At 73.4% G+C, this 14,718-nt stretch carries 11 protein-coding genes; 5 read left to right on the plus strand and 6 right to left on the minus strand.

Annotated features, from left to right (window positions below):
* Nucleotides 1-107 precede the first annotated feature (107 nt).
* Together ABZ851_RS36070 and ABZ851_RS36075 are read right to left on the minus strand one after the other, a co-directional pair.
* Nucleotides 108-1,106 (minus strand): aldo/keto reductase, encoded by a 999-nt coding sequence (locus ABZ851_RS36070; protein WP_361136746.1) that lies wholly within the window; start codon nt 1,104-1,106, stop codon nt 108-110.
* Nucleotides 1,107-1,240: 134 nt separating this feature from the next.
* Nucleotides 1,241-1,933 carry a GDSL-type esterase/lipase family protein gene (locus ABZ851_RS36075; protein ID WP_361136748.1) on the minus strand — a complete coding sequence of 231 codons (693 nt, stop codon included), beginning with the start codon at nt 1,931-1,933 and terminating at the stop codon, nt 1,241-1,243.
* A gap of 158 nt (nt 1,934-2,091) precedes the next feature.
* Here ABZ851_RS36075 and ABZ851_RS36080 point away from each other — a divergent pair, with 158 nt between their 5' ends.
* Both ABZ851_RS36080 and ABZ851_RS36085 read left to right on the plus strand, forming a co-directional pair.
* A complete protein-coding gene (locus ABZ851_RS36080) occupies nt 2,092-3,087 on the plus strand; it encodes a hypothetical protein (RefSeq protein WP_361136750.1) in 996 nt (331 codons plus the stop codon).
* A gap of 101 nt (nt 3,088-3,188) precedes the next feature.
* Nucleotides 3,189-3,833: a dihydrofolate reductase family protein gene (locus tag ABZ851_RS36085; RefSeq protein WP_361136752.1), complete on the plus strand. Its 645-nt coding sequence runs from the start codon at nt 3,189-3,191 to the stop codon at nt 3,831-3,833.
* A gap of 44 nt (nt 3,834-3,877) precedes the next feature.
* Here ABZ851_RS36085 and ABZ851_RS36090 read toward each other — a convergent pair whose 3' ends face one another.
* Both ABZ851_RS36090 and serC read right to left on the minus strand, forming a co-directional pair.
* Entirely contained in the window at nt 3,878-4,324 is a 447-nt protein-coding gene (locus ABZ851_RS36090; RefSeq protein WP_361136754.1) for a PPOX class F420-dependent oxidoreductase, read from the minus strand.
* A 254-nt stretch (nt 4,325-4,578) separates the two neighbouring features.
* Nucleotides 4,579-5,697, minus strand: a complete 1,119-nt coding sequence (gene serC / locus ABZ851_RS36095; RefSeq protein ID WP_361136756.1) for a phosphoserine transaminase — start codon at nt 5,695-5,697, stop codon at nt 4,579-4,581.
* 553 nt (nt 5,698-6,250) lie between these two features.
* Here serC and ABZ851_RS36100 point away from each other — a divergent pair.
* From ABZ851_RS36100 to ABZ851_RS36110, 3 genes are all read left to right on the plus strand, one after another.
* Entirely contained in the window at nt 6,251-7,651 is a 1,401-nt protein-coding gene (locus tag ABZ851_RS36100) for an FAD-dependent oxidoreductase (RefSeq protein WP_361136758.1), read from the plus strand.
* Between the two features lie 162 nt (nt 7,652-7,813).
* Complete coding sequence (locus ABZ851_RS36105; RefSeq protein WP_361136760.1) at nt 7,814-10,768, plus strand: FAD-binding and (Fe-S)-binding domain-containing protein; 2,955 nt, start codon at nt 7,814-7,816, stop codon at nt 10,766-10,768.
* 515 nt (nt 10,769-11,283) lie between these two features.
* Complete coding sequence (locus ABZ851_RS36110) at nt 11,284-12,267, plus strand: LysR family transcriptional regulator (protein ID WP_361136762.1); 984 nt, start codon at nt 11,284-11,286, stop codon at nt 12,265-12,267.
* Nucleotides 12,268-12,384: 117 nt separating this feature from the next.
* Here the strand turns inward: ABZ851_RS36110 and ABZ851_RS36115 are convergent, their stop codons facing one another.
* Together ABZ851_RS36115 and ABZ851_RS36120 are read right to left on the minus strand one after the other, a co-directional pair.
* Nucleotides 12,385-12,828, minus strand: a complete 444-nt coding sequence (locus ABZ851_RS36115; RefSeq protein WP_361136764.1) for a hypothetical protein — start codon at nt 12,826-12,828, stop codon at nt 12,385-12,387.
* Between the two features lie 272 nt (nt 12,829-13,100).
* Entirely contained in the window at nt 13,101-14,663 is a 1,563-nt protein-coding gene (locus ABZ851_RS36120) for an FAD-dependent oxidoreductase (protein ID WP_361136766.1), read from the minus strand.
* Between the last annotated feature and the right edge of the window lie 55 nt (nt 14,664-14,718).

Below are 14,718 nucleotides of genomic sequence, written 5' to 3' on the forward strand. Positions count from 1 at the left end.
CGTAGCCGTGGCGGCGGCGCTGCACTGAGTACGCCGTGGCCGCTGCCGCGCGCCCGGCCGCCGGTCCGACCGGCCGCCGGGCGCGCGGCCCGCTCACCAGGCGAAGGTCACCAGGCGAAGGCCTCCGGGCTCGGGCCGGGCCCGGGGAAGATCTCGTCGAGCGAGGCGAGGAGTTCGTCCGGGAGGGACAGCTCGACGGCGCGCAGCGCGGAGGCGAGCTGGTCCGTGGTGCGCGGGCCGACGATCGGGCCGGTGACGCCGGGACGCGTCAGGAGCCAGGCCAGCGCGACCTCGCCGGGCTCCAGGCCGTGCTTGTCGAGCAGGTTCTCGTAGGACTCGATCTGGGCACGGATCGTCGAGTTGGCGAGCGCATCGGCCGAGCGGCCGACCGCCGAGCGGCCCGCGCCGCCCTCGCGCTCCTTGCGCAGGGCCCCGCCCAGCAGTCCGCCGTGCAGCGGGGACCACGGGATGACGCCCAGGCCGTAGCCCCGGGCGGCCGGGATGACCTCCATCTCGGCGCGCCGCTCGGCGAGGTTGTAGAGGCACTGCTCGCTGACCAGGCCCAGCGAACCGCGGCGGGCGGCCGCCTCGTTGGCGCGGGCGATGTGCCAGCCGGCGTGGTTGGACGAGCCGGCGTAGAGGATCTTGCCCTGCTGGACGAGGACGTCGATGGCCTGCCAGATCTCGTCCCAGGGGGTGTCCCGGTCGACGTGGTGGAACTGGTAGAGGTCGATGTAGTCGGTGCCCAGCCGCTTGAGGCTGGCCTCCACCGAGCGCCGGATGTTGAGCGCGGAGAGCTTGTCGTGGTTGGGCCAGACCTTGTCGCCCTCCACCCCCATGTTGGCGTAGACCTTGGTGCCCAGCACGGTCTTGTCCCGCCGGCCGCCGCCCTTGGCGAACCAACTGCCGACGATCTCCTCGGTACGGCCCTTGTCGGCGCCGAATCCGTAGACATTGGCGGTGTCGAAGAAGTTGACGCCCGCGCCCTGCGCCGCGTCCATGATGGTGTGGCTGGCGGCCTCGTCCGTCTGAGGCCCGAAGTTCATCGTCCCGAGGACGAGTCGGCTGACCTTGAGTCCGGTGCGTCCGAGCTGCGTGTACTTCATGGTGGTCCAGCCAACGCCTTGGAGTGCGCTCGACGCAAGGACCGCGCGGGGTGGCGGGCGGACTCCTCGTGCTTCCCGGGCCGGGTCGGGTGGGGCCGGGCGCTCCACGGGACGAGTGGTGCCGGTGTGGCGCCTCAGTGCGAGGACAGCACCCCGTACGCCGCCCCGACCCCCCACGCCTGATGCATCGCCCCGGCGAACGCCCCCGCGAGCAGTCGCTCCCCCCACTCCGACGGGTGCGTCCCGTCGTAGGTGGCGCGGTCGATCTCCCAGCCGTCCGGTTCGGAGGCCAGCAGCAACGGCGAGGCGGGGGTGGAGAGATCGGCGACGGTCTTGGCCAGCAGTTCGTTGAAGCGTTCGCACTCCGTGCCGAACGCGGGGTCCGCGACCGCCCGCACATTGGGTATCACCGGCATCAGCACCGCCCGCAGGTGCGGCGCCGCCGTCCGGGCCCGTGCCACGAACTCCCGTACGTTCTGAGCGGTCTGCTCGGCGTTCGTGTAGAAGCCGAGGTCGATCAGGCCGAGCGAGACCAGCAGGGTGTCGGCGTCGTACCGGCGCACCATGTCACCGATCAGCGGCGCCATGTGCAGCCAGCCCTCGCCCCAGCCGGCGAGGTGGCGGCGGGCCTCCTCGGGGAAGCCGGGGTCGGCGTAGGCGGCGGAGGTGGGGGCGTCCGTGGCCGGGTCGTGGAGCGTGTGGCGTGGTCCGACGATGCGGTACGGGCCGTCGAACGTCGCGTTCAGGTGCTGCCACATCCGGTAGCGCCACGTGAAATCGCCGGTGCTCCCAATGGTCATCGAGTCACCGACGAACATGATCCTCATCCGGCCATGATGGCCGAGACCCCCTACTGCTCGGTACGTGACGCTGGACACGCCCCGGTCCGCAGGGCGGTGACGGTGTGCCGATGTGGTGCGGCCGGCGGTGGGGCGGCCGGTGGCTTGCGGCCACGTCCGGTGGTCCCAGATGGCAGTCTGTGCCCATGCGTTCGCTTCTGTGCGCGGCCGGTGCCGCGGGAATCCTGTGGTCGGCGGCCGTGGTGCCGGCCGCCGCCGACGAGCCCGACGGCTTCACCATCGGCGATCCCCGGATCACCGAGTCCAGCGGCTTGGCCGCCAGCCGGGCGCACCCCGGGATCTACTGGACCCACAACGACAGCGACGACGGCCCCTACGTCTACGCCGTCGACGGCCGCTCCGGCCGTACGGTCGCCCGGATCACGCTGCGCGGCATCGGCAGGCCGCGCGATGTCGAGGCCATCTCGACCGGCCCGGACGGCAACATCTACGTCGGCGACATCGGCGACAACCTCGGCGGCAGCTGGAACCACGTCTGGATCTACCGCTTCCCCGAACCGGAGAAGCTGCGCGACGCGACGGTGACGGCGACCCAGTTCGATGTGAAGTACGCGGACGGGCCGCGGGACGCCGAAGCGCTGATGGTGCACCCCAGGACCGGCCGGGTCTATATCGCCAGCAAGAAGCAGGACGGCGGCGGCGCCCTCTACGCGGGCCCGCAGCGGCTCACGACCTCAAGCACCAACGTCTTCCGCAAGGTCGCGCCCGTCGATCTGTGGGTGACCGACGGTGCGTTCTCCCCCGACGGGACCCGTCTGGTGCTGCGCAGCTACTTCGGCGCCCGGATCTTCCGCTGGCAGGACGGCCGTCCGAAGGACCTCGGCAGTGTGGGCGTACCGGTCCAGCAGCAGGGCGAATCGGTCACCTTCACCCTCGACGGCCGGACCCTGATGTACGGCTCGGAGGGCAACGACAGCGAGGTCAAACCGGTCGGCCTGAGCGACGGCCAGCTGCCGGACTCGGCGAAGGACGACCCGTCGAACGGCGACGGCGCGGGCGGCCAGGGCGGCAAGGGAGGTCAGGGGACGGACCTGGACCCCGGCTTCATCAAGGGGGCGATGGTCCTCGCGGTGGCCACGGCACTGGTCGTCGGGCTGCGCAGGCTGCTGCGGCGGCGGTAGGACGGGGCTTTGTCACAGCCGCAGCGATGAGTTTGCCCGGCCCCGGCAGTCTCACTGGCATCGATGCCGACACCGGTATCGACAACGGCAGGAGGAAACACATGGCCCAGCTGCTGAGGGTCCAGAACTTCAACGTCTCGCGTGACGGGTTCGGTGCCGGTGAGCACCAGAGCTTGGAGAGACCGTTCGGCCACGCGGACCCCGGAGCCCTGTTCGCCTGGGCCGGCGCCACGGCGAGCTGGCCCATGCGCACCGACCCCGGAGGCAGTCGCGGCCTCGACGACTACCTCACGCGGGACTTCGCACGCAACATCGGCGCCGAGATCATGGGCCGCAACAAGTTCGGGCCCTATCGCGGGCCCTGGAGCGATCACGAGTGGAACGGCTGGTGGGGTGACGAGCCCCCGTTTCACACCCCGGTGTTCGTCATGACCCACCACGAGCGTCCTTCGCTCACACTCTCCGACACCACGTTCCACTTCGTCGGCGGCGACCCGGCCACGGTCCTCGAGCAGGCGCGGGAGGCCGCGCAGGGCAAGGACGTCCGGCTCGGTGGCGGGGCCACGACTATCCGGGAGTTCCTTGACGCCGACCTCGTGGACACCCTGCATGTGGCCGTCTCGCAGGTGGAACTCGGATCCGGGGTCCGCCTGTGGGAGTCCCCCGATGAACTGCTCGACCGCTTCCACCTCGACGTCGTACCCAGCCCGAGCGGCGTGACGCACCACCTGTTCTGGCGAAGGTGACACGCGGGCCCACTCGGGACGCCGGCACGGTCGCCGCGGCCGTCTCAGTGGGCCCCGGCCCGTTCCCCGAGGTCGCCCTGTTCTCCGGCCCCGCCCTCGGCCAGCCGCAGCTCGTAATGCAGCGTCCGCTCCTTCTTCAGCCGGTGCAGCAGCGGTACGAACAGCCCGTGGATCAGGGGGTATTTCCGGGTCAGCGAACGCTCGGCCCGCCGGTACTCCCGGGTCTGCGGGTCCAGCAGCCGCACCCGCGCCGGGACGGCGGGCCCGGTGGGACGTCCCCGCCAGGTGGAGGCGCAGATCTCCACCTCGGGGAAGTTCCGCATCCGTTTGGCCTTCCAGGCGCTGCCGTACGTCCGCAGATAGGCGTGATCACCGTCGACGGCGATGTTCATCGGCGTGCCGACACCGGTGCCGTCCCGCTTGTACGTGGTCAGCAGGATCGCCCCTTGCCGCTCGAAGGGGGCGAGGCCTGGGCTCGGGGGGTTCGTCATGGCTCCCATACAGGCACATCCGGCCTGTTTCGTCACCTCATGGTGCGTCCGTTCGGGCGGCTACGGGACCCTTGCTCCCTCCGTGCGGCTACACGGCCACGCGGCTTGACGGGGCGTCGGCCGGTTCGCCCTTTCCCCCGGTGAAGGCGGTGGCGAGGCGTCCGGGCTGCCGGCCGTGGACCGGGCCCCGGCAGCACACGGGCCCCGGCGGTCGCCCGCCGGGGCCCGTGGTGGTGCGGGGTGCCGTCAGCCGGTTACAGCTTGCCGATCACATGGTCGATGCAGGCCGTCAGGGCCTCGACGTCCGACGGGTCGATCGCCGGGAACATCGCGATCCGCAGCTGGTTGCGGCCGAGCTTGCGGTACGGCTCGGTGTCGACGATGCCGTTGGCGCGCAGGGCCTTGGCGACGGCCGCGGCGTCGATGTTGTCGTCGAAGTCGATGGTGCCGATGACCTGCGAGCGCTTGGCCGGGTCGGTGACGAACGGGGTGGCGTACTTGGAGTCCTCGGCCCAGCCGTAGAGGGTGCGCGAAGAGGTGGCGGTGCGGCGGACCGCCCAGTCCAGGCCGCCCTGGCCGTTGATCCACTCCAGCTGCTCATTGAGCAGGAAGAGGGTGGAGAGCGCGGGGGTGTTGTACGTCTGGTTCTTGAGGGAGTTGTCGATCGCCGTGGGCAGCGAGAAGAACTCCGGGATGTGGCGGCCGGACGCGTGGATGGCGCGGGCGCGCTCCAGGGCGGCGGGGGAGAAGGCCGCCAGCCACAGACCGCCGTCGGAGGCGAAGGACTTCTGCGGGGCGAAGTAGTAGACGTCGGTCTCGGCGATGTCCACGGGCAGGCCGCCGGCGCCGGACGTGGCGTCGACCAGGACCAGCGCGCCCTCGTCCGCGCCCGCGACCCGCTTGATGGGGGCGGCGACACCGGTCGAGGTCTCGTTGTGGGTGAAGCCGTAGACGTCCACGCCCGCTTCCGCCTGCGGGTCCGGGTGGCTGCCCGGGTCGGCGGAGAGGACGGTGGGCTCGTCCAGCCACGGCGCCAGCTTGGCGGCCTTGGCGAACTTCGAGGAGAACTCACCGAAGCTGAGGTGCTGGGACTTGCGCTCGATCAGGCCGTGCGTCGCGATGTCCCAGAACGCGGTGGAGCCGCCGTTGCCGAGCACGACCTCGTAGCCCTCGGGGAGCTGGAAGAGGTCGCGTACGCCGTCGCGCACCTTGCCGACCAGGTTCTTGACCGGGGCCTGGCGGTGGGAGGTGCCGAGAAGGGAGCTACCGGTGGCGGCGAGGGCGCCGAGCGCCTCCGTACGCACCTTGGAGGGGCCCGCGCCGAAGCGTCCGTCGGCGGGCTTGATGTCAGCGGGGATCTGGATATCAGCCACGGGGGAAGCCTAATCCGTTGTGCTGCGGGGTTCGGCGGCACGTCCAGCGGATGAGATGCCGGGTGCTCGTACGGTGGACGGTTCCGGAGGAGCCCTGGTGGGGGCTCGGGGAGCTACCCGGTGGTGGGGCGCTCGGGGCTGTCGTCCGCGTAGACGGTGGTGAGGGCGGCCGCGGCCTCGGCCATCACCCGGCGGGCCTCGGGCGGGTCGAGCACTTCGAGGGAGTCGCCGAACTGGAGCAGTTGACGGACGGCGCCGATGACCGGGTAGGCCAGCTCGATGACGGCCCAGTCGGTTTCGGTGTCGGCCGTTTCCGTTCCGGTACCGCTGTCGTCCGTCTCCCACGCAGCTCGTCGACGTCGACGGCGGCACCCGCGACGCCCAGGCCCACGCCGACGCCTACGCCCAGGCCCACTCCGACGCGCACACACTCGACCCCGCCGCCCTCCCCGCCCTGGCCCGGGGGTCCCGGGGCCCCGTCCTCGTCCCCGGTGACGACGGCTACGACGCCGAACGGTCCGGGTTCCAGCGGGCGTACCGGCACCGGCCCGCAGTGATCGTCGGCGCGGAGTACGCCGGGGACGTCGTCGCGGCGGTGCGCTTCGCCCGCGGCCAGGGCCTGCCGGTCGCCGTCCAGGCCACCGGGCACGGGCTGTCCGCGGCCACCGACGGCGGGCTGCTGATCAGTACCCGGCGGATGGCCGGGGTGCGGGTGGACGCGGCGGCCGGCACCGCGCGGGTCGAGGCGGGCGCCGTCTGGGGACAGGTCATCGAGGCGGCGGCCCCCTACGGGCTCGCGCCGCTCAACGGCTCCTCCCCGGGCGTCGGCGTCATCTCGTACACCCTCGGGGGCGGCGTCGGGGTGCTGGCCCGTACGTACGGCTTCGCCGCCGATCACGTGCGGTCCGTCGACCTCGTCACCGCCGACGCCCGGCTGCGGCACGTCACCGCGGAGACCGATCCCGGGCTGTTCCGGGCGCTGCTCGGCGGCGGCCACGGCCTGGGGGTGGTGACCGCGATGGAGTTCGGGCTGGTGCCGGTGGCGCGGCTGTACGGCGGGCAGCTGGTGTTCGGCGGCGAACGGATCGACGCGGCGCTGGCGGCGTATCTGGACTGGACCGCGACCGTCCCGGACGAGCTGGCGTCGTCGCTCGCGCTGATCGCGTACCCGGACCTCCCGCAGTTGCCCGAACCGCTGCGCGGCCGCTATCTCGCGCACCTCCGGATCGCCTATACGGGGAGCGCCGCGGAGGGTGAGCGGCTGGTGGCGCCGCTGCGGGCGGTGGGGCCGCGGGTGAGCGAGGACCTGCGCGAGATGCCGTACGCCGAGTCGCACACCATTCACCGCGATCCGAGCGATCCGCATGCCTACGACGGCGACAACGCGCTGCTCAGCGGCCTGGACGCGGCCGCGCTGCAGCGAGTGGCGGCGCTGACCGGACCGGCCGCCCCGGTCATGTGCGTGGTCCAGCTCAACCATCTCGGGGGCGCGATGGCGCAGCCGGGCGGGCCGGATGAGGCGGCCGGGTCCGTCGGCCACCGGGACGCCCGGTTCGCCCTGCGGCTGCTGTCGCCGCTGACCGAGCGGCAGGAGGGGAGCCCCGGCGCCCCCGATACGCGGTGCTCCGAAGGACGGCCCGATGCCGGCCTCGCGACCGTACGGGCGCTGCACGCCGAGGCGCTGGCGGCCGTCGCACCCTGGCGGCTCGGCCGGAGCGTGAACTTCCTCCTCGGCGGGCACGGGGAGCGGCCGGACGCCGCGGAGGTGGCGCGCAGTGTGCACGACGCCGACGCGCACCGGCGGCTGGCCGGGCTCAAGGCCCGCCATGACCCGCAGAACGTCTTTCGTTTCCACCCGGCCGGGGCGGCCACGGGGAGCGGCCGGACGCCGGTCGCCGCTCCCCTCCCGGCTGACGGCCGCCTCTCCGGCTGGCGGCCGTCCCTCTCCGGTTGACGGCTGCCACTCCGGTTGACGGCCGTCCCTCTCCGGTTGAGGTCCGCGACTCGTCCTGCCCCCCAGCCCGCGGCTCGGCCTCGCCCGCCGCCCGCGGCTCGCCCCCCGACGATCGGCCCCGCCGACCGCCCATGAACCCGCCCCAGTGGGCAGGCTGGAGACATGGCTGATCGCACGGAGACGGAGAAGCGGAACCTGGAGAAGGAGTTGGCGGCCGCGGTGCGGGGGGAGGTCTCGTTCGCCGCGGCCGACCGGGCGCTGATGACGATGGACGCGTCCAATTACCGGCGGGTGCCCAGGGCGGTGGTCGCGCCCCGGGACGCCGAGGATGTCGCGGCGGCGCTGCGGGTGTGCCGGGAGCACGGGGTGCCGGTGGTGCCGCGCGGCGGCGGGACCAGCATCGCCGGGCAGGCGACCGGCGTCGGGGTGGTGCTGGACTTCACCCGGCACATGCGGCGCATCGTCTCGCTCGACCCCGCCGCCCGCACCGCCGTCGTCCAGCCCGGCGTCATCCTGGACGACCTGCGGGCGGCGGCCGGCGCACACGGACTGACCTTCGGCCCCGACCCCTCCACCCACAGCCGCTGCACCCTCGGCGGCATGATCGGCAACAACTCCTGCGGCTCGCACTCGGTGGCCTGGGGCACCACCGCCGACAGCGTCCGCGCACTGGAGCTGCTGACCTACGGCGGTGAGCAGGTGCGGGCCGGCCGCGGGACGGACCGCACCGGCGCCCCCACCGGCCTCCCACCGCGGCTGCGGGACGGCACCAAGGCGCTGGTCGACGCGGAGTTGGCCCTGCTGCGCACCGGCTACCCCGACCTCCCGCGCCGGATCTCCGGCTACGCCCTGGACGCACTGCTGCCGGAAGCGGGCACCGACCTCGCCCGCGCCCTCACCGGCAGCGAAGGCACCCTCGGCGTGCTGACCGAGGCGACCGTACGGCTCGTGGAGACCCCGGCCGCGCGGGCCCTGGCCGTCCTCGGCTACCCCGACGAGAGCGCCGCCGCCGAGGCGGCGCACACCCTTCTGCCGCACAAGCCGATGACCGTCGAGGGGATGGCCGCCGACTTGGTGGGCGACGTGGCCGGGCTGCCCAAGGGCGGCGCCTGGCTGTTCGTCGAGATGGGCGGCGCGAGTCCCGGCGAGGCGGCGGCACGGGCCGAGGCGCTGTGCCGGGCGGCGGCCGCGGACGGCGCCACCGACCACACCCTCGTCACCGACCCGGCCGGCCAGCGCGCCCTGTGGCGGATCCGCGAGGACGCCTCCGGCACCGCGACCCGGCTGCCCGACGGCTCCGAGGCCTGGCCCGGCTGGGAGGACTGCGCCGTCCCGCCCGCCCGGCTCGGCCCGTATCTGCGGGACTTCCGCGCCCTGCTGACCGAGCACGGCCTGCGCGGCACGCCCTACGGCCACTTCGGCGACGGCTGCATCCACATCCGCATCGACTTCGACCTGCTGACCGCCCCCGGCATCCGCCGCTTCCGGGAGTTCTCCTACGACCTGGGTGAACTGGTGGTGGCACACGGCGGCTCGCTCTCCGGCGAGCACGGCGACGGCCAGGCCCGCGCCGAACTGCTCCCGAAGATGTACGGCCCGGAACTCGTCGGCGTCTTCGAGCGGTTCAAGTCGCTCTGGGACCCGGCCGCCGGGCTCAACCCCGGCATGCTGGTCCGTCCCGCCCGGCTCGATGAGAACCTGCGCTTCGAGCTGCTGCCCAAGCGCCCGGTCCCGGTCGAGTTCGGCTACCCGCACGACAACGGGGACTTCTCCGCGGCCGTACGGCGCTGCGTCGGCGTCGCCAAGTGCCGTAATGCCGCGACCGGTCCGGGCTCGACGGACGTGATGTGCCCGTCCTTCCGGGCCACGGGGGAGGAGCAGCACTCCACCCGCGGCCGGGCCCGGCTGCTGCACGAGATGCTGGCGGGCGAGGTGATCACGGACGGCTGGCAGTCGCCGGAGGTACGCGACGCCCTCGACCTGTGCCTGTCCTGCAAGGGCTGCCGCAGCGACTGCCCCGTAGGGGTCGACATGGCCACCTACAAGGCGGAGTTCCTGCACCACCACTACGAGGGCCGGCTGCGCCCCGCCGCCCACTACTCCATGGGCCGCCTCCCCCAGTGGCTGCGCGCCGCGGCCCCCGCCGCCCCCGCGCTCAACGCCCTCGCCCGTACACCGCTGGCCGCCGTCGCCAAACGCCTGGGCGGGATCGCGCCCGAGCGGCCGATCCCCCGGCTGGCCACGGAGACCTTCACCCGCTGGTGGTGGCGCCGGCGCAAGCCGGGGGCCAGGGCCGGGGCCCCGGCCGGCGGCCGCACGGTCATCCTGTGGCCCGACACCTTCACCAACCACCTCTCCCCGGAGGTCGGCCGGTCCGCCGTACGCGTCCTGGAGGCGGCCGGACTGCGCCCGCTCCTGCCGCCCACCGCCCCGCTGCGCCGGCCCGGCGGCACCCTCCCCCAGCCCAGCCTGCCCGGCCTGCGCCGCCACCGCCCCCTGTGCTGCGGCCTGACCTATGTCTCCACCGGCCAGCTCGACCGGGCCCGCGCGGAGATGCGCCGCACGGTCGAGATCCTGAGCCCCCTCCTCCGTGACGGCCACCCCCTGGTCGTCCTCGAACCCAGCTGCGCCGCCGCCCTCCGCACGGACCTCCCGGAACTGCTGTCCGACGACCCCCGGGCCGCCCGACTGGCCGGCTCCGTACGGACCTTCGCGCAGGCCCTGGAGGAGCTGGCCCCCGACTGGCAGCCCCCGCGCATCGACCGCCCCGTAGCCGGCCAGACCCACTGCCACCAGCACGCGGTCCTCGGCGACGCCGCCGACCGCCGCCTGCGGGAGCGCGCGGGCCTCACCGGCCGGTTGACCGGCGGCTGCTGCGGCCTGGCCGGCAACTTCGGCTTCGAGGCCGGCCATTACGACGTCTCGGTGGCGTGCGCCGAGGACCAGCTGCTGCCCGCGGTAAGGGAAGCCCCCGAGGGGACGGAGGTCCTTGCGGACGGGTTCTCCTGCCGCACCCAGCTCGATCAGCTCGGCGACCACCCGGGCCGCCATCTGGCAGAGGTGCTGGCGGAGGCTCTGGAGGAAGCGGCGTTGGGGGAGGAGGACGAGGGCACCTGAGGTGACGGTGAGACGCCGGGGCGGGGGCCGAGCCCGGGGCCGGGGCCGGGGCGGGGACCGGCGGGGCCTGGGGCGCGGTCCCGGCAACTGGCGAGACGGCGCGGACGGCTGCCGGACGGCGCGGAGCCGACGGCTGCTCGACGGCGCGGGACGCAGCGGCGCGCGGGGCGGACGGCTGCCGGACGGCGCGGGGCACAGCGGCGCCGGACGGAGCGGAGCGTGACGGAGCGGCTCTCCCCTGTCGAACCGCTCCGTCCGTCTCCTTCGGCGAGCCGGGCGGCCCGCCGGAACGGGTGGTCAGTTCCGTCAACGGTGTTGCGGGGGCGGACGTTCCCCGTTCCCCGCCGGTGACGTTTCCATCCTCCGCCAGCGGACGTTCCCGGCTCCCGCCGACCGCGTCGGCTCAGCGCCGGCCCGTCCCCCGATTCCGCAACCTCTCGATCCTCCGACACCACGGCCGTCCGGCGGAACCCTGAGCCTGATGAGGGTTCACGACCGATTGATAACGTCCTCGCATGACGGAGCACAGTCAGGGCGCGGACGACCCGGGAGCACCCGGGCCCGCCGACACTCCGTGGACGGCCTCCCGGCAGGCCCCGAGCGTCCAGCAGCTGGAGTCCTTCCTGATCCTGGCGGAGGAGCTGCACTTCGGCCGGGCAGCGGCCCGGCTGTTCGTCACGCAGCCCGCGCTCAGCCGCCAACTGCGGGCGCTCGAAGAACGGCTGGACGTCATCCTGCTGCGGCGATCCCGTCGTCATGTCGAGATCACCCCGGCAGGAGCGGCACTGCTGCCCAAGGCGCGCGCCGTGGTGGAGGCGATGGCCGGGCTCTGCCGGGCCGCCGACTGCCACTCCCGGCAGATCGAGGGCCGACTGGTGATCGGTTCCATCGGGGCCGAGGCCGCGATGCCGTACACCCGGGCCGTCCTCGACGAACTGCACGCCTGCCATCCGCGGCTGCGGACCAGCGTCCGCGGCCTCGATCTCGCGACCCACTTCGAGGCGCTGGAGCGCGGCGAGGTCGATGTGCTGTTCCTGCGCCCGCCGGTGCCGCCCGGCATCGAGACCCTGACCATGGCCACCGAACCCCGGGTGGCATGCCTTCCGGCCGACGACCCCCTGGCCGGCCGGGACGAGGTGACGCTGGCCGAACTGGCCGGGCGTCCCGTCGTGGACGTCCCGTCCCCGTGCCCCCGGACGTGGTGGCGCTTCTGGGCGGCCGACCCCCGTCCGGACGGCTCTCCCGTGCGGTACGGACCGGTGGTTCCCGATATGGAGGCGCTGCTGCTCGCCGTCTCCCGGGGCCAGGCCATGGCCTTCCTCCCCGCCGCCGCCCGCCGCCTCTTCCCCCGCCCCGGCATCAGCTACGTCGCGGTGCCGGACCTGCCCCCGGGCACCGCGGCCCTGGCCTGGGCGGCAAGGAACCGCACCCTGCCCACGGTCGCCGCCATCCGCCGCGCCGCCGCGACGGTACTGCGGAACGCACCGACGGACCCGTAGGGGCGATCCCGTAAGGGCGGTGCCGTAAGGGCGGTGCCGTAAGGGCGGTGCCGTAAGGAGGGTGTCGTGAGGAGGGTGTCGTGAGGGCGATGTTGTGAAGAGCGGCGTGGGCTCCCGCTACCGGGCGGCGAACGCCGACCGCATCCGCCTGCCGTTCACGAGCACGACGACACCGAGCAAGAGCATTCCGCACACGCCCTGTTCGGCCCTCAGCCACACCGGGAAGGCGCCGGGCAGCGCGACGATGACCGCGATGGCCACCAGCATGATGCCGGACGCCAGCCGCAGCCGCAGATAGGACCGGCTGTGGCCACGTCCCGCCCGCACCGCGAACGAGACCATGAGCAGGGAGGTCGCGACGACGATGGACGCGCGCACCCACACTGCGTCGGTCACCAGGTCGGCGTGGTGGCGCAGCAGGATGACGGCGAGCAGCGTGAGCCCGCTGAGCAAGGCGTAACCGCCGACGAGCAGCGTGGCGCTGCGCAGCGCCCGCCGGAGGCGCGGATGGCGCCAGTCTCCGTTGGTCGGTTCGACGGCGTGCGGCATCGGGGTGGTCATGCTGATCCTCTCTGATCCGGGCGCAGGGCTGCTTGCGGCCGGGCGGACGGCCCGCAACGGGCCTTGCGATGGCGGGCGCATGTCGCGCGGACGGCCGGTTCCATGGTCGTCCCCGCCCGCCGTCACTCCCTCGTTCCCGCGGACGAGACGCGGCCCCGGCCGTTCTCGGGGGCTTCCCGGGGCCGCCCCGGAGTGGGATCCCCGATGTCTTTGGAAGGAGGCCCGCACGGAGGCCCGATGCAGGCCCGGATGCAGGCCCGGATGAGGCCCCTTCAGGCACCCTGCCCCGGCTCCTGCCCCTTGCCCCACAGCCGTTCCAGGACGGGTCCGAGCCGTTCGGGCGCGCTCTCCTGGGCCCGCCAGCCGATGAAGCCGTCGGGACGCACCAGAAGGGCACCGCCTGCCGGAATCTCGGGCATGGCGACGCTGTGCACCGGCAGTCCAAGCCGCCCGGCGGCCTCGTCCCAGGCCCGGTCCCCGGGGCCGGTCAGCAGGCTGAACCGGGAGCGGACCAGGTCGAGGGTCGAGAGCCCTTCGCCGATCCAGTGGTGCGGCAGCCGCGAGCCGGGGGAGCCATCCAGGACGAGGGCGATCTCCTCGGTGGAGGGCAGCTCCGGCTCGGGGTCGATGACCGCGGCCGAGGCGTAGCGGTAACCGGCGTGCACGACAGGCGCGTTGACCACTCCGGCGGCCGCCCGCGCACGGGCTGCCGCCGGCCCGTGCCCCCAGTGCAGCCCGGGGTCGGACAGCCGCAGCACCGCCTGGTCCAGGGCGAGCCGGGCCACCGGACGGCGTTCGGCGTCATAGCTGTCGAGCAGCGCGGCGCCGGCCGTGCCGCGGAGCACCAGGGCCAGTTTCCACGCCAGATTGTGGGCGTCGGCGAACCCGGTGTTCAGCCCGAAGGCACCCAGCGGGGGTACGACATGCGCGGCGTCGCCGATCAGGAACACCCGGCCCTCGCAGAAGCGGTCGGCGAGCAGGCCGCGCATCCGCCAGTGCAGAGTGCTGACGATCTCGACGTCGAGACCGGGGGCGCCCAGGGCGGTCCGGATCAGGTCCGGGGTGGGCTCCTGGGAGCGGGAGGTGTGGAAGACCCACTCCTTGGCCCCGTCGATGGTGACGAGCATGCCGGTGGCCTTGGGGTGGGTGATGTCGCACAGGACGAACGACCGTCCACCCAGCAGCGGTTCGAGGTCGGCGCGGAAGAGGATGTTGGCGTTCGGCTCGCCCAGGTCTCCGGGGCCGGAGGCGGCGATGCCGAGGGCTTGCCGCACCGCACTGCGGGCCCCGTCCGCGGCGATGAGGTAGTCGGCGGCGACCGTCCGGCCGTCCGAGAGCCGCGCCCTGACCCCCGTGCCGTCCTGGGTGAAGGATTCCAGGGCGACACCGAATTCGACGACCGCGCCGCGCTCCCGGGCGGCCGGCAACAGGACGGCGTCGAGGCGGTTCTGCGGGCAGGCGCCGCGCAGCGTCCCGGGGGTCCAGGGCGCGTCCGCGGTGGCCAGGTTCCGGACCTGGCCGGGTGGCTTGGACGACAGATCAGCCGCCGCCAGGGTCTCCGCGCTGATCTTGCCCAGGCTGCCGGCTGAGGCGTCGACGGCCACCGCGTTCACCGCATCGGCCAGTTGGACCTCGCGCAACAGCTCCACGGTCCGCCCGCCCAGCCCGGTGGCACGCGGGTGGATCCGGAGGCCGTCCTCCCGCTCGACCAGATGCACCCGGACGCCGTGATGCGCCAGGAACACAGCCGCACTCAGCCCGACCGAACCCCCACCAATGATGAGGACTTCGGCCCGCGCATCCATCGTCGCGTCGCCTGCCCGTAATTCCGCCATCCGTCATCCCCTCTCCGAATGGGAACAGTGTTCCCGGCAATGGGTACACCGTAGC

The sequence above is a fragment of the Streptomyces sp. NPDC047049 genome, assembly GCF_040643995.1.
Classification (GTDB): Bacteria; Actinomycetota; Actinomycetes; order Streptomycetales; family Streptomycetaceae; genus Streptomyces; species Streptomyces mooreae.